This is a genomic window from Amycolatopsis sp. cmx-11-32 (assembly GCF_047608695.1).
Lineage (GTDB): Bacteria > Actinomycetota > Actinomycetes > Mycobacteriales > Pseudonocardiaceae > Amycolatopsis.
The window spans coordinates 733418-750077 of the sequence record NZ_JADNQN010000003.1; the positions used below are offsets into that span (position 1 = coordinate 733418).

At 66.6% G+C, this 16660-nt stretch carries 16 protein-coding genes; 6 read left to right on the forward strand and 10 right to left on the reverse strand.

Annotated features, from left to right (window positions below; all coding sequences use genetic code 11):
• The first annotated feature begins 743 nt into the window (after positions 1-743).
• Both ACM6LR_RS12290 and ACM6LR_RS12295 read left to right on the forward strand, forming a co-directional pair.
• On the forward strand, positions 744-1211 hold the full coding sequence (locus tag ACM6LR_RS12290; protein WP_414943778.1) for a hypothetical protein: 468 nt from the start codon (positions 744-746) through the stop codon (positions 1209-1211).
• The gene (locus ACM6LR_RS12295) at positions 1208-2248 is read left to right on the forward strand and encodes a tyrosine-type recombinase/integrase (RefSeq protein WP_414942675.1); all 1041 of its coding nucleotides are present in this window, start codon (positions 1208-1210) and stop codon (positions 2246-2248) included. Before ACM6LR_RS12290 ends, ACM6LR_RS12295 begins: the two co-directional genes overlap by 4 nt.
• A gap of 85 nt (positions 2249-2333) precedes the next feature.
• Here ACM6LR_RS12295 and ACM6LR_RS12300 read toward each other — a convergent pair whose 3' ends face one another.
• Positions 2334-2795 (reverse strand): hypothetical protein, encoded by a 462-nt coding sequence (locus ACM6LR_RS12300; RefSeq protein ID WP_414942674.1) that lies wholly within the window; start codon positions 2793-2795, stop codon positions 2334-2336.
• Positions 2796-3248: 453 nt separating this feature from the next.
• The gene (locus ACM6LR_RS12305) at positions 3249-3782 is read right to left on the reverse strand and encodes a hypothetical protein (protein WP_414943779.1); all 534 of its coding nucleotides are present in this window, start codon (positions 3780-3782) and stop codon (positions 3249-3251) included.
• 213 nt (positions 3783-3995) lie between these two features.
• Here ACM6LR_RS12305 and ACM6LR_RS12310 point away from each other — a divergent pair, with 213 nt between their 5' ends.
• Complete coding sequence (locus tag ACM6LR_RS12310) at positions 3996-4370, forward strand: hypothetical protein (protein ID WP_414943780.1); 375 nt, start codon at positions 3996-3998, stop codon at positions 4368-4370.
• 909 nt (positions 4371-5279) lie between these two features.
• Here ACM6LR_RS12310 and ACM6LR_RS12315 read toward each other — a convergent pair.
• Positions 5280-5642 carry an NUDIX hydrolase gene (locus ACM6LR_RS12315; protein WP_414942672.1) on the reverse strand — a complete coding sequence of 121 codons (363 nt, stop codon included), beginning with the start codon at positions 5640-5642 and terminating at the stop codon, positions 5280-5282.
• Between the two features lie 266 nt (positions 5643-5908).
• Between ACM6LR_RS12315 and murG the strand changes: the two genes are divergently transcribed.
• Entirely contained in the window at positions 5909-7123 is a 1215-nt protein-coding gene (gene murG, locus ACM6LR_RS12320) for an undecaprenyldiphospho-muramoylpentapeptide beta-N-acetylglucosaminyltransferase (RefSeq protein WP_414942671.1), read from the forward strand.
• Between the two features lie 26 nt (positions 7124-7149).
• Here the strand turns inward: murG and ACM6LR_RS12325 are convergent, their stop codons facing one another.
• From ACM6LR_RS12325 to ACM6LR_RS12340, 4 genes are all read right to left on the reverse strand, one after another.
• Positions 7150-7800, reverse strand: a complete 651-nt coding sequence (locus ACM6LR_RS12325) for a formyltransferase family protein (protein WP_414942670.1) — start codon at positions 7798-7800, stop codon at positions 7150-7152.
• Positions 7797-9008 (reverse strand): DegT/DnrJ/EryC1/StrS family aminotransferase, encoded by a 1212-nt coding sequence (locus ACM6LR_RS12330; RefSeq protein ID WP_414942669.1) that lies wholly within the window; start codon positions 9006-9008, stop codon positions 7797-7799. The genes ACM6LR_RS12325 and ACM6LR_RS12330 overlap by 4 nt, the downstream gene beginning before the upstream one ends.
• Positions 9005-10009 carry a dTDP-glucose 4,6-dehydratase gene (locus tag ACM6LR_RS12335; RefSeq protein ID WP_414943781.1) on the reverse strand — a complete coding sequence of 335 codons (1005 nt, stop codon included), beginning with the start codon at positions 10007-10009 and terminating at the stop codon, positions 9005-9007. The genes ACM6LR_RS12330 and ACM6LR_RS12335 overlap by 4 nt, the downstream gene beginning before the upstream one ends.
• A gap of 67 nt (positions 10010-10076) precedes the next feature.
• Entirely contained in the window at positions 10077-10652 is a 576-nt protein-coding gene (locus tag ACM6LR_RS12340) for a dTDP-4-dehydrorhamnose 3,5-epimerase family protein (RefSeq protein WP_414943782.1), read from the reverse strand.
• 236 nt (positions 10653-10888) lie between these two features.
• Between ACM6LR_RS12340 and ACM6LR_RS12345 the strand changes: the two genes are divergently transcribed.
• A complete protein-coding gene (locus ACM6LR_RS12345) occupies positions 10889-11107 on the forward strand; it encodes a hypothetical protein (protein WP_414943783.1) in 219 nt (72 codons plus the stop codon).
• A 172-nt stretch (positions 11108-11279) separates the two neighbouring features.
• Here ACM6LR_RS12345 and ACM6LR_RS12350 read toward each other — a convergent pair whose 3' ends face one another.
• On the reverse strand, positions 11280-11894 hold the full coding sequence (locus ACM6LR_RS12350; protein ID WP_414942665.1) for an HAD family hydrolase: 615 nt from the start codon (positions 11892-11894) through the stop codon (positions 11280-11282).
• Positions 11891-13228, reverse strand: coding sequence for a helix-turn-helix domain-containing protein (locus ACM6LR_RS12355; RefSeq protein ID WP_414943784.1), 1338 nt, complete (start codon positions 13226-13228; stop codon positions 11891-11893). Before ACM6LR_RS12355 ends, ACM6LR_RS12350 begins: the two co-directional genes overlap by 4 nt.
• Positions 13229-13422: 194 nt before the next feature.
• Between ACM6LR_RS12355 and ACM6LR_RS12360 the strand changes: the two genes are divergently transcribed.
• A complete protein-coding gene (locus ACM6LR_RS12360; protein ID WP_414943785.1) occupies positions 13423-15147 on the forward strand; it encodes a tetratricopeptide repeat protein in 1725 nt (574 codons plus the stop codon).
• Positions 15148-16020: 873 nt separating this feature from the next.
• On the opposite strand, the gene ACM6LR_RS12365 is transcribed toward ACM6LR_RS12360, so the two are convergent.
• Positions 16021-16572 carry an SMI1/KNR4 family protein gene (locus ACM6LR_RS12365; RefSeq protein WP_414942662.1) on the reverse strand — a complete coding sequence of 184 codons (552 nt, stop codon included), beginning with the start codon at positions 16570-16572 and terminating at the stop codon, positions 16021-16023.
• Positions 16573-16660 lie beyond the last annotated feature (88 nt).

Below are 16660 nucleotides of genomic sequence, written 5' to 3' on the forward strand. Positions count from 1 at the left end.
GGTCGCAACGCCCGGCAGCGACGCAGCACCAGCCTTGACGTCGAATAGGCTTGACACCGAGCCAAGCGTCCCCATCAACGCCGACTTCTCCGGCAAAGCTAGCCCGGCCAGCGCAGCAAGCGTCGATCCAGCCAGCACGTCAGACTTATGCTTGGTCGCCAACGACTCGAACGACCTCTCGCGAGCATGACGGCCACTGTCAACCGAACGAGCTGGACTCTCGACGGCCGAGCCCTTGTTCCCGCTCTTCTTGTTCTTCTTACTTTTAGACATCAGCACCTCGTATCGCGGCGACCACGAGCACCGAGTCAGAGGGCGTGGCGACCATCACTGTAACCCAAATGCCCACAAAGTCACGGGACCGACACAACATGTGGTGCTCTGAAGCCGCGGGGCACCCCACAGGTTGATCAACTCGAACTGGTGAACGAGCGCCGGCTAGAGTATGCAGCTCACGCCCTCCAGCACCTCGCCCTAAGCGACCCCGCAATGCAGCATTGAGCACCATTCGCGCAGGTCAGAGACCAGTTAAGATTGTCGATTGCCGCTCTTCATAGGGCCAAACCGAGGCGTGTGGATAGTGAGCAACACGCCCCTCGGACACACATTCATGGTGGATCTCCCACAGCACAGAGTAATTGGCCCGCTACGGCGGGTCTTTCTTGCGTTCCCGGCACGGCTAGGTCGGCTAGACTGATCATGGTCGCGCCCTCCCCGCGTGCGGTAGTCCGGGGAGGTGTGTCGTGACCCGACCGATCTCGTCGGTGTCCCTGCCCGGCACAGTCCCCTCTTCCGCGCGCGCCAGGCCATCGCTGTCGGCCCCGGTTCCATTGGAACTTCCCTCCCTGCGCACGCTGGACACGACCGGTGGTCCGCGGTTGTCGATCGCGGTGCTCGACGCCGGCGGTCGGCTGCAGGACCGGGGCGCGGTCGCGGCACTGGGCTGGAACACCGGTGACCGGCTGCTGATCACGCTCATCAAGACCACGGTGGTGATCCACCGGCGTGCCGACGGCGTGTTCGTCATGCCCCGCAAGCCCTATGTCTGCCTGCCCGCGATAGTCCGCAGGGCCTGCGGCATCGACGCGGGAGCCCGGATGCTCCTGGTCGCCGACGCCGAGCACGACGTTCTCGTCGTCCACCCCGAACCAGCGGTGCAGGCGATGCTCCGCACCTTCCACGCCACGCTCGCCACCGAAGAGGCGTCATGACCACCTCCGCCAGCCCGCAGGACCTCGAAACAGCCCGCCTGCTGCTGAACCGTCTCGGTGTCGACCCCGCCGAACTCCTCGCCGCCGGCCCACCGCCCGGGGACGAGGCGTCGCGGCCACGACCCATGCCGACCATCCGGGAATGGATCCCCGTCGTCGCCGCGCTCCTCTCGCCCAGCACCGCCGCCTCCTACGGCTCGTACTGGGCGAAAGCCGACGCGGTGTGGGGCGACCGGCCCATGGACACGATCACCGCCAGCGAGATCAAAGCCCAATCCGAGATCGCCCGCACCACCGCCGTGGTCCGCCGCAACTCCCGCGGCGGCCGCAACGCCGCCGAGAACTTCATCGCCGCGATCCGCTGCCTCTACAAGCACCTGGAGAACGACGGCCGGATCGATCAGCACCTCAACCCCGCCCGCAGGGTCACCAAACCACGGCGCAACGCCTCCACCCGCCGCGCCCTGCCCAACGCGCAACTGTCGGAACTTAACGACGTCGTCGCCAGCACCGGCGACGACCCCGAACTCGACGCACTCCTCTGCCGTCTGCACGAGGAAACCGCCTGCCGCCGCGGCGGGGCGCTCGCGCTGCGCCGCCGTGACCTCGACCCTCGGCAATGTGTCATCCTGCTCCGGGAAAAAGGCGGGACTGAACGCTGGCAACCCGTCTCCCCCACCCTGATGCGCCACCTCCTCGCCAACAGCGACGAGCGTGGCAGCGGCGACCCGGACGAACAGCTCCTGCGCTACGCCAACCGCAATCCCATCACCAAACGCCGCTACGACTACATCTTCCGCCGCGTCTGCGCCGAACTCGACTGGGCCCGGGCCCTGCAGGTCAGCGCCCACTGGCTCCGGCACACCACCCTGACCTGGGTCGAACGCAACTTCGGTATCGGGGTAGCCCGCGCCTACGCCGGACACGCCGACACCGGCAGCGACCTCACCACCACCAGCTACGTCAAAGCCGACATCACCGAAGTCGCCGCCGCGCTCGCCGCACTCACCGGCGAACCACACCCACTCGCCGTCTAACCCAGGCTCACCCGAGCGGCCACCGGTGCTAGAGGTGGTGCTGACGGACACGGATCATGCCTGTCAACACCACCTCCAGCGGCTGTCATTCGCCCTGCGGATCACGGCTACGGAGCAGCGACTGGTGAAAACCCGTGACCATCGTGTGCAGGACGTGCTGGGGATACACCACTAGCAGATCGTGCTCGATCAACGACGCCAGCAACACCTGCTCCCCCGTCCTCATCCGGCACCGCGACCGCAAACGCGCGGGCAGCACCACACCCATCTTCGACGGAATGCGCGCGGTCGCGTGCTCGCCCGCGCGTGCCACCACCAGAAGACCAGCGGACACCTCGAACCGGATCAACTGACCAGCGGACCAAGCCACCTGAGACAGAGCAACCTTCGCGGCCACAGTGCCCGTGTCATCGATCCGGACAAGACTGAACCCGACCGAGCCACTCTCGACCAACGCACCGAGCTCAGCCATCGGCGGAGGAACCGCGTCCCGACGGCCAGAATCTCTGACAGGCATCAGCAATGACGCCACGATCCTGTCACCCACCGGAACAGCCTCAGACAGTCGCCCGAGCTGAATCGACGGAAGCCCACCGGCCACGCCGTCATCCCGCCGAACACCGGAATCACACGAACGAAATGCAGTCATCACACATCCCAGATCCTTCGCCTGGGAGGGCACGACCAATACTACCTAGCTTGCCGAAACCTGACGGTCACCGCAACCAGCGTCCAAACACATTCGAACGCCTCAGAGGAAAGGCTGCTTTCGTCATCCGCCACGTTTCGCTCGACAACCACGCCAAACCGGTGTCAGCACACCTTCCTCCTCTTTGCTCCCGTCTTGCCAGGCCGTGCTGCTACGGATCATCGATGCGGCAGTGCTCGCGGTGCATGCACACGGCGTCGACCATCCGGGCCGCACTCACCCAGCGCGGCTATCCGCTGTCGGTCGATTATGAGTAATACGGCCGCTCCTTCGGCGGTTCGGACCACCTGTTCATCGAACCACTGAGCCGCCACGAACCCGAGGACTACACCCCAGTCCTGGGCCGGCTCTCTCGCCGAACTGGAGTTGCTTCGCCATGACCTCACCCGCTGACGACCCCAATGCCACGCTGCTCAAAATGTCGCCGTCCACGTCCGGAATGAAGTCCAACGACGACATGCTGCCCCTGCTCACGGCCGAGCCGGACCCGACCCGCTCGCCGGCATCGAGCACACGGGCGACGAAGAGGACGACGCACCCGCCGAGCTCGACGCGCTGCACCGCGGCTTCCGCGAACGCACCGCCCGCGAGCTGGAACGGATACAGCTCGCGACCGAAAGCGAGTACTGGTTCTGCGTCTGCTTCAAAAGCCAGGACGACAAAGACGCCTTCCTCGCCGCCGCCGGTCTCGTCGTCATCGGGGACAAGTACCTCGACGGCTACGCCACCGCGGAACTCCTCGGCATCACCATGCCCGACCCCGACGAAGCGGAAAGGGGTGAACTGAATGCCTCCACGCAAGCGACAGACCGCCGCCGCAGCCAAGAAGCGAGGCGCCGCCCGCTAGAAGGCCACCACCGCCCCCAAGGCCAAGGGACGCGTCAAAACGTCCAGCGGCTCCGACTAGCGCACTACAGCGCTAGTGCGCTAGTCGGGTACGCTCCCGGTTGTTGCCAGTTCGCAAGCGGCACCGTTAGCGGGCTGGCCACGAGAACGAGTGAGGGCGACGCCCCTAAGGACGCCGCCTCGCCCGAACCGGTGCCGTTGCGGATCCTGGTTCAGGTCGCGGGCCGCAGATGGACAGTCGAGGAGTCGTTCCAGACCGGCAAAGGCCTCACCGGGCTTGACCAGCACCAGGTCCGACGCTGGACCTCCTGGCACCGCTGGACGGTCCTGGCGATGCTCGCCCACGCCTTCCTCGCCGTCGTCGCGTCCACCGAACGAAACCCCGAACCGGCAACTGCCGGATGGATCTCATTGACCTGCAACGAAATCCACCACCTGTTCACCACGCTCATCAGCCGACCGATCCTCGATGTCACACACCGGATCCGCTGCTCGACATGGCGCAGACGCCACCAATACCGCGCCCAGCAAAGCCACTACCAACGACAATCAGCCCACAAACCATGACCCTCACGAACTACGACTGGAGTACTAGGGCCTACCCGCCGAGTGGCGGTGCGCCGCGGGGCTTTCGCAGTCTTCCCTGAGAACGGACGGATGGCGGCAATCCTCTCGTGTCTTCTCGGGGGAGCCTGGGCAGAGTCAGTGTGTGCGGCAACGGATGCCTGTCCCAGGCGGTAGAATGTCGTTTGCCGCCTGGTGAAATGCTGGCCGCGCGTCGATGGCGTGGACCCGGTGGCGGGCCACCCGCAGATTGCGGGTGCGCAAACCGAAAGGTTCTCTCATGATCAAGTCCGGTTAACGCGTACATCGCAGGCGCGCTGGGATTGGGCTCCCTCGCTGCCGTAGTGCGACTGACCACGATGGCCCTGGCGATCTGGTTCCTCCGCTGGTTGATTAAGACCGGCGCCGAGAACGAGCGGGTCTTGAAACTTGCTCTCCCAATTCTCAAGGCATTGCCTGGTCTGCTGCGCGAGGACAGACGTTGGGCTGCCTCCCTCCGAGCACTGCTCCCCCGGCCTCCGAGCGCCGGCGAGAAGAATGGCGCCGATCGGGGTGATGTATCCCGTTGATCGACGCCCCGGCCCGGCTCCGACCGGGCAGACCCTCGATCCCGAGCTCATCGGTATCTCTTGGCGTGCGCATTGCCAGGGTGACTCGTTCGCTTCGTTCCCGCCGCCGGGGATCTCCCGGGTTTCGGCGCCGTAGGTGGTTTCGAGGAGCAAGACACAGGCCGCGTCGTCGCGGAAGATGACGTCCGCGGTCCCATGTGCTTGGACCATCCACGCGCCACGCCAGCTGGCATCGCCCCGGACCAGCACGACTCCGGTCGCGTGGGTGCAGTAGTTCAACCCGTCTGCTTCGCTAATCCGAACGGTAAGGTCGCGACGGGCCTGGCCACCAAGACCCGGGGCGCTAGTGGCCAGGCCCCGCGGGCATGACCAGGTCCGGGATCTCGTCGGCGGTGAATTCGCCGACGCGTTTGTGTTCATGGCTCAGGACAGGTGCGGCGTCGGTGATGGCACGGCAGCCGTAGGTCACGATGAACACGTTCTTCTTCGCCACGGTGATCTGGTACATCCACGAATCGAGGATCTCCACGACGTCGACGCTGATCCGTGTCTCCTCACGGATTTCGCGGGCGACGCATTCTTCGGGGGTTTCGCCGAGTTCGAGGCGGCCGCCGGGTAGTTCCCATTCGTCGCGTTCGTTGTGCAGGAGCAGTACGCGGCCTGCGCGCACGACGACGCCTTTGACGGAGATGGGGTAGTCAGGCATCGCCGGCAGACCTCCTTGCACAGGGTGGACGAGGTGATTAGCACCGTAGCAGCTGTCAGGCGACCGGAACCCTGACGACGTCAGTGGACACCCCGCCAGGGCGCGGTCGTGTCCATATTGGACGCCTAGCGCGGTACTGCACCGCATACGGTGAGTGGCTCCGAAACGGAATCGCCGACTATGGAACAATCAGCGTCGAAAGCTGGCGCCAGGCCGGGTCACAGTCGAGTCCTCTTTGACAGGTTGAGAAACTGCGGGTTTTGACAATGCACAAGCACGCCGCGGCTCACGCCGACGCTCGGCACCGCACGATGTCGGTCCAACGGCCGTTTCGGTTGATCGTCACAGGTGGTGGGACTGGTGGGCATACCTATCCGGCGCTGGCGGCCATTCGTACGTTGCGGGCCAGGTTGACCGATGAGGGCCGGGCCGTTGAAGTCCTCTGGGTTGGTACCGCGGCCGGTTTGGAGGCTCGCGTCACCGCAGCGGAGGGGATTCCGTTCCAGGCGGTCGCCACGGGCAAGATCCGACGTGCGCGCAACCCGTTGAAGATGCTGTCGCGGGCCAATCTGGCCGACATGGCCCGGGTTCCGCTCGGTGTGTTCCAGGCGCGGTCGGTTGTCGCGCGGTTCCAGCCCGATGTGGTGCTGGCGACCGGTGGGTATGTCGCCGTGCCAGTGGGCGTGGCGGCCCGGGTGTGTAACCGTCCGTTGGTCATCCACGAGCAGACACTGCGGCTGGGCCTCGCGAACCGCGTGCTGGCCCGGTTCGCGGCCAGGGTGGCGGTGTCGTCGGAATCGACGCTGTCGCACCTGCCGCCCGCAACGCAAAAGCGCGCCGTCGCCACGGGAAACCCTGTGCGCTCGGAACTGCTCGCGGGCGACGCTGACCGGGCGGTGGAGGCGCTCGGCGTTCAGGGATTCGATCGTGCGCTGCCGACGTTGTACGTCACCGGCGGCGCGCAAGGTGCCACCCAGATCAACGAGCTGGTCGCAGCGATCCTGCCGTGGCTGCTCGAGCAGGCGAACGTCGTACACCAATGCGGACCTGCCTCCGTGGAGACGCAGCAGGAACGCGCGGCCGCGTTGCCACCGGAACTCTCAGCACGCTATCTGCCTGTCGGGTTCGTCGGCTCTGAGCTGCCTGATCTGTTCGCACTCGCCGACGTGGTGATTTCCCGCAGCGGGGCCGGGACGATCGCCGAGTTGACCGCGCTGGGGAAAGCGGCAGTGCTCATTCCTCTGGCGTCCTCCGCCGGTGGCGAGCAAGCCCACAACGCGCGGCACCTCGCCGACCAGGGAGCCGCGGCCGCGCTGCTCGCCAACAGCGTCACCGCGACGGGCTTGCAGGACGCGGTGGCGCCGCTGCTGAACGATCCGCAGCGGCGCCACGCGATGGCTGCCCGTGCGCGCGACTTGGGGCGGCCGGACGCCGCTGATCGGCTCGTCGATGTCGTCCTTGACGGGGCTGGCGAGCGATAGGCGCTTCCGCTGGGCGTGCGGTGCTCTCAGTTGCCGGTGCCAGCACTGTTTCTGGTCCAGCCATCGCGATCGCCCAGCAGGTGGCTGTCTCGTCGGTAGTGGATGGTCGCCGTGGTCTCGTCCTGGGGTTGTGGGGTGATGGCGTCGAGCCGGGGCAGGGTGTCGGAGATGAGCCGCCGCCCGTGGTCCATGGCCCGGTCCCAGACGTCGGCGACCTCGTCGACGTCCGGCCAGATGGAGAACAGCGCCTCGGCGAGGACGGGGCCGGAGTCGATGCCGTCGTCGATGACGTGGATGGTGATACCGGCCAGTGTGTCGCGGTTGTGCAGTGCCCAGTTGACCGGCCGGGCGCCGCGATAGGCGGGCAGGCGTCCGGGGTGGCAGTTGATGATGTGCCGGGTGCCCTCGATCAGGCCGCGGCCGATGATCTTGTCGTAGAGCACGCTGAAGACGAGGTCGCACCGTCCTGGTTCGAGGTCGCGCCAGTCGCCGGCGTGCAGCACGCGTGTCTCCGGCCAGTTCTGTTCGACGAACCGGGAGAGCCGCATGTCCCAGTCGGGTTCGGGTGCGGTGGGAATCACGGTGTCCAACACCGTGCCTGGTAGCGCCGCGATCACCTCGCAGGCGTGAGCGGCGAGGCTGCCTTTCCCGAGCACGGCAGCGCGGCGCACGGTCATCGGGTTGCCTCCGTGGGTCGCGGCCCCTGGTTCCGGTCGTGATCGGGCGCGGGCCCGCGGACGTGGGACCGACCGCTAGCGAGGCGGAGTGCTCTGCGCAGGGCCGCGGCGACGGTGTGCACGTCGTTGTCGGTCATGTCGGGGTGGAAGGGCAGGTTGAGGATCCGCTGCCACAGCGACTCCGAGCTCGGTAGCGGAGTGGCACACGGGCTGAACGCGGGCTGGTAGTGGTTGAGCGGATAGTGCACGCCCACGGCGATCTCGCCGGCGCGCAGCCGCGTGTGGACCTCGTTCCGCAGTGGGGCGGGGATGAGGATCGTGCAGTTGAAGGGCACGGTGTTGGCGACGTCGAGGTCGACCACGGTGACATCGGTGATGTCCTGCAGCGCGGCCGCGTAGGCGTTCCAGAGGCCGCGTCGGCGCGTTTCCATCTCCGGGAAATGGGTGAGCTGGACTCGGCCGATCGCGGCGTGGAGGGTGGAGAGGTGGTAGCGAAACCCGACGCCGTCCACGGAGTAGGAGACGGCATGGCCGCGCTGGGCCCGGCCGCTGGTGATGCCCAGCGCACGCGCCCGGCGCAGCGCCGTGGCCTCACCAGCAGTGCGCGGGACGATCGCTCCGCCGTCTCCGCAGGTGAGTGCTTTGATCGCGTCGAAGCTGAAACAGGTCAGGTCGCCGGTGGCGCCGACACGGCGCGGGCCGGTGAAGGAGCCGAACGCGTGCGCGGCGTCCTCGACGACCGCGATGTCCTGAGCGGCGAGGTACTCGCGCAAGGCGGTGAGGTCGACCGCGCGGCCGCCGTAGAGGACCGGCATGACCGCGCGGGTGGCCGGGGTCAGTGCGGCGCGGACGTGGTCGACGGTGGTGCACAAGGTGGCCGGGTCGACGTCGACAAACCGGGGCCGGGCACCGGTCGCGACGATGGCCTGGACACTCGCGCAGAACGTCAGCGACGGCACCACCACCTCATCACCAGGCCCCACACCGGCGGCCAGGAGCGCCAGGTGCAACGCGGCGGTGCCAGTGGAGACCGCGACCACGTCCGGAGTGCCCAGATAGACGGCCAGCTCGCGTTCGAACGCCTCGGTTTCGGCGCCGTGCCCGTACTGGCCGCCCTCGAGCGCGCGGGCGACGGCGGTGATCTCGTCGCCGTAGAGGAACGGCCGCGCGTTGGCGCGAGGCCCGCTCGGCGCTGTCACGACCGTCATCCGCCCACCGCCGTCAGCTCCGCGGCCTCGACCAACATCCCCGCAGCCTCGGCTGCGGACCAGCGATCGACGTTGCCGCGATACCAGTGGACGGTCTCGGCCAGTCCGAACGCCAGATCGCGGCGGGGCTGGAATCCGAGTTCTGCGATCTTGGACCAGTCCATCGAGTAGCGGATGTCATTGGCCGTGCGGTCCGCGACGGTGGTGACCGCGTCCCAGCCCGCCCCGACCAGTTGCAGGAGGCGGCCGGTCAGCTCCAGGGTGGTGAGGTCCGTGCCGCCGCCGACGTTGTAGATTTCGCCGGGGACGCCGCGGCGCAGGACCAGGTCAATCGCCCGGCAGTGGTCCTCGACGTGCAGCCAGTTCCGCAGATGCTGCCCGTGCCCGTGCAGAGTGACCGGTTCGCCGGTGAGGAGCCGGCGCAGGAACAGCGGGATCAGCTTCTCCGGATGCTGGCGGGGACCGTAGTTGTTGGAGCTGCGGGTGATGCAGACCGGGACGCCGAAACTGACGAAGTAGGAGCTGACCATCAGGTCACTCGCCGCCTTGCTCGCCGCGTACGAGACCGTGGGACGCAACGGAGCATCTTCGCGGGCCGAGCCGGTCGGCATCGGTCCGTAGACCTCGTCGGTGGAGACGTGCACGAATTTCTGGACACCGCAGCGCATCGCGGCGTCGAGCAGTGTCTGTGTGCCCGTCACGTTGGTGCTGACCGAGTTGCCGACATCGCGCAGGGAACGGTCCACATGGGACTCGGCGGCCAGATGCACGACCGCGGAGTGGCCGGGCAGGAGATCGCCGACCAGGCCGGCGTCGCGGATGTCGCCTTCGACGAACGTCAGTTTCGGAGAATCCATGGCGGCCGCGAGATTCCGCCGGTCGCCAGCGTAGGTGAGACTGTCCAGAACGGTCACCTGGTCGACCTGGTCTGTCTGGATGAGACGGTCGACCAGGTGCGAGCCGATGAATCCGGCCCCGCCCGTCACGAGCACTCTGTGCATGATCAGTCCAATCTGTCTCGACACCATCGAGGGGGCAAACACCTGTGCTCAACTGATTTCTGGTTCGTCAACGCGTGTACGCGGGGAGCAGCCCGGCTCGTTCGGCTTCGGCGAGTGAGGGGGCCGCGAGATCCTTCGCCGACTGGCTCACGGTGACCTCGGGCGGCCAGGTGATACCGAGGTCGGGGTCGAGTGCCTGGACACGGAGTTCGCGGGCGGGATCGTGCGGCTGGGACAGCAGGTACATCACAGTCAAGTTCTCGGCGAGAGACAGGAACGCGTGCCCGAGACCGTCGGCGAGGTACAGCGACAGGTCGTGGTCCTCGTCGAGGCGCTCCAGGTGCCAGCGGCCGAACGTCGGGGACCCCGCTCGCACGTCGACCACGATGTCCAACACCGCCCCTCGCACGCACGTCACGTACTTCGCCTGCCCGGGCGCCCCGGTGACCACGCTGATCCCGCCGAGCACTCCCCTACGGGACACCGACCAGTGGGCCTGCCGCGGCTGCCAGCTCTCGCCGGTCGCGGCGCGCACGGTGTCGTCTCTGTACCACTCGTGGAAACTCCCCCGTCCGTCCTCATGGCGAGGGGTCTCGATCGTCCACGCGCCGGGGATCGGCAGCGCGCTGGCGGCATCGGACATGTTGGGTAGTCCTCCTACGCTGAGGGGCGGGGCATGATCATGCGGCCAGGGCCACAGTCGCTTTCGACGCGGGACGCGGATGTCGTCGTGCGTTCCCAGGAACGTCCAGCGTGCCGCGCACCGCCACGATTTCGTTGTCGACGAGGACTTCGTGTGGTTGAGTTCGCGCACGATTCGCAGCCCTCGAATCGGTTCTCGAGGTTGCGGAAGCTGGTGGGCCCGATTAGCTCCGCCAGGTGGGCGAGGCGGTAGCCGAACACCTGATTGCACACTGGGTGGACTTGGTAGTAGCCCTCCTGCACCAGGTCGACGGCGAGGTAGGCGTGGCGGCGTCCGTCGCCGCTGTAGACCCGCACGACAACCCGGTGCCGGACAGCTGCGGTCCCCGGTACAACATCGGCCGCCGGGTCGGAGAAACGCTGTACCCCTGCCATGCCGGCGGCCTCCATGAGTGAGGGAGACCGCGACGGGCTGGGCTGCGGTACGTGTGTCCGCGCCATCCGCCCGGCTCATCCCGCCGCGGCTCTCGTCGGCCCGACCCCACCTGATGTGGCACCGGGCCCGTCCCGAACGCTACGAGAATCGGCGGGGCTGGATCAGTAACCGGGTTACGGGGTAGGAACCCGGTTACTGGTCATGCAGGCCCAGCAGGCGCTCGATCTCGTCGACACCGCTGCGGGTGTCGGGAAACAGCACCGTGACCATGCCGAGTTCACTGGCCGGCGGCAGGTTCCGGGGAGTGTCATCGACGAACACACAGTCGCCGGTCTGGACACCGATCTGGTCAGCGGCCAGCCGGTAGATGGCCGGGTCAGGTTTGCGCATCCCGACCTGATCCGAGATCACCACCGCGTCGAACCGCTCCTCGAGGCCGTACCCGGCGTAGGGATCGAACGCCCCTGTCCCCCAGGAATTCGACAGCACCCCCACGGTGATCCCCGCGGCACGAGCCCGGTCGACCAGCGTATAAACCTCAGTCCGCGGTCGCAGATCCGCCAACGCACGCGCGAGCAGGCCGTCCGCGTCCAGGCCCAGCATGCGCGCCAACGTCTGCTCGTAGTCGCGCTGCGGCAGGACACCGGACTCCACCGCAGCGAGAGCCTCGTGCCCGGCAGGAGTGGCCAAGGCCGTCTCGATCGCGTTCTCCGGAAGCCGTTCCCGCAGGCAAAACGCTCGCAAAGCCCCGTAGAAGTCGGTGGTCACGACACCGCCGAAGTCCAGCAACAGGCCAGTGTGGGTCACGTGACGACGGCTTTGCACCCGATCAGCTTCTCACCCAAGCGGCGCGCCGCGGGCGCGCGGGTCATCGTGACCTTGCGGTGCAACACATCGACCCGCTTCAAGCTGTCGGCGTGCCGCGTCTTCTGGATGATGGTCAGAGCGCTGCCGGCATGCTCACAAGCCGCGTCGATGTCACCGGAACGGGCGAAGGACTCTGCCAGATCGATGAACGCCGTACAGCGATGCTTCCGCATGCTCGGGTCGAGCGCGTGCAGCGCCTCCATCAGGGTGGCCTGCGCCTGGCTGTGCTGACCCAGGCGGGACAGGTCACCACCCCGGTACGCGGTGAGCTTCGCCGTGCCGAACGCGCCGATCCCCAGCCACGGCCTGTCCCGTTCCGGCTGCCCCAGCAAAGCGGCCGAGATGTCGAGCGCACGCCGGCAACTGGAGTCTTCGCCCGCAGTGGCACGCATTTCCGAGGTCACCGCCTGAAGCCACGCATGCGTGCGCGGATGAATACCCGTCTCCGCCGCCACGAGCGCCCCCTCAGCGAACCGCAAACTTTCCCGCGGATCTGGTTCCTGACCGTAAGCTGCGTGGAAGGCCCTGCAGCCCAGCGCCAAAGCCGTCAGTTCAGCGTCGCGGGATTGGTGACCCGCGCGGGCGGAGACGGTCAGAAAATGCCGGGCGCCCTCGAAATCCGCCATGTCCAGCATCAGCATCGTCCCCACCAACGCCGACATCTGCCCAATCAGGGACACCACACGGTCCTGACGAGGACCGGCGTCCGGAGCCATCTCAACCAGCAGATTCAGGGTGCTGTGGGCAGGCCCCAGCAACGTCTGCGCGCTGGCCGTGCGATACGCCTGGCGCCACCCCAGAACCACCTGCTCCAGACTGGCAACGGTCTGCTCATCGACGCCATCCCGCTCGAAGACCGTTGCCAGAACAGCATCACTCGGGCCGGGCCGCAGCGCCTCCGTCACGGCGAGTGCGGCCAGCGCTGCCTGCGTCAGGAACCATCGGCGTTTCATGCTGTCCCACATCTCCCACTCACGTGCGTCGGTCACCTGCGGCACTGCGCTCTGCACGCGAGTATGCCCACCCGACACCGACGCTGCCGCCCCACCGGATACCGAGGTGTCGAGACCGAGCACGCCCGCCAAAGGCACGCCGAGCACGTCCGCGATCCGCTCCGCCAGGTCCAGGTCCTTCAACCGGATCGAGTTGGTCTCGATCTTCGACACCCAGCTCTCCGACCGGCCAATCAATTCGGCGAACTCCAGCTGCGACAAGCCCTTCCGCCCACGCGCCTTCTTCAACCACGCGCCCGACATCCGACATCTCGTGTCCATCGCCCTCGCCATCCTGGCCGCAGGAAAGCCCTGTCGCCGACAGTAGCGCACCGATCACCCACCTGACGGTGAACCGCACACGGATGAAGCGCCGTGACCCCAGCGGGCCGATGGAGATCCACCACGGGGGCGGACGGGGGGTACCCCGGCAGCTTCCCGGGTCGGTGCGGGATTTCACCGGCCGGGCGGAACACTTGGCCGCGCTCGACGCGCTGATCCCGCCCGACCCCGGCCAGGACGACGAGCGACCGCAGTCGGTGGTGATCACCGCTGTCGACGGGGCGGGAGGGATGGGCAAGACCGCCCTCGCGCTGCACTGGGCCCACCGGATCCAGCGCCGATTCCCCGACGGCACCCTGCACGTCAACCTGCGCGGCTATGGTCCCGGCGAACCCGCTACCGCCGCCGAAGCCCTCGGTGGTTTCCTGCGAGCCTTGGGGGTCGCGGCCCGCGCGGTCCCCGCCGACGTCGAAATGCAGGCGGGGCTACTGCGGTCGATGCTGGCGGACAAGCGGGTGCTGATGGTATTGGACAACGCCTACAGCGTCGAGCAGGTCCGGCCCCTCCTACCTGGCACCGCCGGCTGCATGGTGGTGATCACCAGCCGCGACAGCCTCACTGGCCTTGTCGTCACCGACGCCGCCTACCGCCTCACCCTCGACCTGCTCACCCCGCCCGAAGCACTCGATCTGATCACCGGCATCCTCGGCGCCGAGCGGGCCGCCGCCGAACGCGATGCGGTCAATGAACTGGTCCGGTTGTGCACGCGGTTGCCGCTGGCGCTGCGGGTCGCGGCAAGCCGTGCCGCCGTCCATTCTCATCTGACGGTCGCCGAGGTCGTCTCCGAGTTGGCCGACGACCGCACCCGGCTCGACGTTCTCAGTGAGTTCGCTGATGAGCGGGCCGCCGTCCGTGCGGTGTTCGACTGGTCCTACCGGCGACTCCCACCCGAGCAGGCGCAGCTGTTCCGCCGCCTCGGCCTGCACCCCGGCCCTGACCTGTCGCTCCCGGCCGCGGCCGCGCTAGCCGGACTGTCCCCCGCCGACGCTCGTCCTCTACTCGCCGCCCTGGCTGACGCGCATCTGATTGAACCCGTCGCCGGTGGCCGGTACCGGTTCCACGACCTGCTACGCACCTACGCCGCAGACCAAGCCCTGCACCACGACACCGGCGACGACCGGGACCAGGCGCTGGATGCTGTGCTGACCTGGTACATCCACACCGCCCACGCAGCCGACCGAAAGCTCTACCCCGCACAGACGAGGCCTTGGGACGTCGTGGCCGAGCCAGCCCGCCCGTACCCGATCGGCGACTTCGACCACGCGCTGGCCTGGCTCAGCACTGAACGCGACAACCTGATTGCCGCGCTGCATTATGCCGCCGAGCATCGGCTGGATCGCCGCACCGTCTCGCTGACCATCGCGTGCGCCTTCACCGCGACAACGGTCAGCTGGCAAACGTGGATCGACATTGTGACAGTCGGGCTCATGGCTGCGTGCAGGGTCGGCGGCCACATCCAGGAGGCGCAGCTGCTGGCGCATCGTGGGAGCGCGGCGACGTATCTGCATAGGTGGGAGCAAGCGGCCGTCGATCTTGATCGGGTGGAAGCGATGGCACGAGATCTGGGCGACGACGAATTGAGAGTTTGGGTGCTCAATGATCGCGGGCTGCTTCTTCTGAAGCAGCGGCGATTCGAGAATGCTCTGCGGTATCTCGACGAAGCGTTGTCACTCAGCCGTGGCATTGACACGGGACGCTGGGAAGTCGTAATCGAAGGCAATCTCAGCGCCGCGTACGTTGGCCTCGGCCGCTACCGGGAAGCCCTCGATCACGGTCAACGCGGGCTGAGTCTGCGTCGGAAAGCAGGAGACCGCGCCGGTGAATCAGGTGCGATAACTGACGTAGCCCGAGCGCAGTAGGGACTGGGGCACCACGAGACTGCCATCGCCCTGTGTCGGGAGGCGATAGCCATTGGTCGCCGTGTCGGCGTCAGCCGGGACGAAAGCATCGCGACGCCACTGGATGTCCTCGCAGCCTCCTTGCGCCAGCTCGGCCACATCAGCGAGGCCATTGCCTGTTGGAAGGAATCCGCTGCAATCCACGACGACTACGGTCTCCCGCACAATGCCGCCTATGTCCGCAAGCGTCTCCACGACGCTCAGAACCGGCCCTGACACCCCCGCTCCGCAACAGGGAACCCGTGCTTCCCGCGTTTGCGGGAGCACCCGGTTGCCGACGACAAGTCGGTGCAGTACTCCAGATCATCCCCGCGCCTGCAGAGAGCACATGACCTCGGCCGATACCTCCGGGCTCATCGCCGGATCATCCCGCACCTGTGGGGAGCACGCGGTCATGTCCGCTCTGCCGTCGCGCAACCCCGGATCATCCCCGCACCTGCGGGGAGCACACCCTGCTGACCTGCGGTGATAGCGCGCCCGCAGCCCAATCTGCCTCGGTTTGCCTGTGAAGATCCCGCACAAGTCCAACCCCATCCTGGTGCGTCATGGAGTGACACGTCAGTGAAGGGATCTACCGGTCTACATAGGCCAAGCGTGACCGAGCTCCTCAGCACCTCGTCCAGGACCGTGAATTCCCTATCACGAACGGCATCCCGCCATCAGCGCCAGCGAGATCGCCTGGCGCTGACGCAGGAGGCAAGCCTCTGCACGCTAACGTCCAGGCCTGTCCTCCGCAGAATCCCCGAACTGTTTCCTGCAACAACTCGGTCATGGATTGATCGCAGGTCGCATGGCTGGCTCGTGCCCGGGGTTTGGTCCGACTGGGTTCTCGGTTCAGGAAACGACTTCGAAAGGCTCCAGTGATCGCTCTTTGGCGGCCATGTCCCATCCGAGAATATTTCTCTTGCTTCGACTGGTCGCGAGTTCGAGCATGACTTCTGTCATCGACCGTTTCGTCCTGGTCCAGTCGTCAGGGCTGTGTCGGCTTTGATACACGACATGCCACTCATCAGGGTCGTCTGTCCAAGGTAGCCACAACAGCGACCCTCCGCCGGAATCGGATGCGAAGGGGATCGCTCCCTTGGGTTCAGGAAACGGCGGAAAGGTGTGATATTCCCGTTCCCAACCTATCCTTACACCGATGAGAATTCGGTCGATCTCTTCCCTAAACCGAGCAAGGGACTCGACGCCCTGGATCGGATTCCAGAAGGTTACAACATCACGAAACGCGGCCGACGGAAACCGTTCCATGAATTCCTTGTAGTCTCCAGGAAGCGAAAAACCCAGAGTGCGCTCGACCACGCTCCAGTCAAGCGCCACAGAAACAGTGTCAGTCCACCCCACAGCGGCCGCAATACTGTCCACTACGGCGCGAGAATCAGCCATCGGCACATGAGACCTTTCGACACGGTACGGCACTTAACTGGACGATATCACGCTGCCTCGATGAGATCGAGACAGCGTGACACCCCGA

Coding starts and splice junctions, on each gene's coding strand:
- ACM6LR_RS12295 (WP_414942675.1), top strand. CDS start 1,208: ATGACCACCTCCGCCAGCCCGCAGGACCTCGAAACAGCCCGCCTGCTG.
- ACM6LR_RS12315 (WP_414942672.1), bottom strand. CDS start 5,642: ATGCCTGACTACCCCATCTCCGTCAAAGGCGTCGTCGTGCGCGCAGGC.
- murG (WP_414942671.1), top strand. CDS start 5,909: ATGCACAAGCACGCCGCGGCTCACGCCGACGCTCGGCACCGCACGATG.
- ACM6LR_RS12325 (WP_414942670.1), bottom strand. CDS start 7,800: ATGACCGTGCGCCGCGCTGCCGTGCTCGGGAAAGGCAGCCTCGCCGCT.
- ACM6LR_RS12330 (WP_414942669.1), bottom strand. CDS start 9,008: ATGACGGTCGTGACAGCGCCGAGCGGGCCTCGCGCCAACGCGCGGCCG.
- ACM6LR_RS12335 (WP_414943781.1), bottom strand. CDS start 10,009: ATGCACAGAGTGCTCGTGACGGGCGGGGCCGGATTCATCGGCTCGCAC.
- ACM6LR_RS12340 (WP_414943782.1), bottom strand. CDS start 10,652: ATGTCCGATGCCGCCAGCGCGCTGCCGATCCCCGGCGCGTGGACGATC.
- ACM6LR_RS12355 (WP_414943784.1), bottom strand. CDS start 13,228: ATGGACACGAGATGTCGGATGTCGGGCGCGTGGTTGAAGAAGGCGCGT.
- ACM6LR_RS12365 (WP_414942662.1), bottom strand. CDS start 16,572: ATGGCTGATTCTCGCGCCGTAGTGGACAGTATTGCGGCCGCTGTGGGG.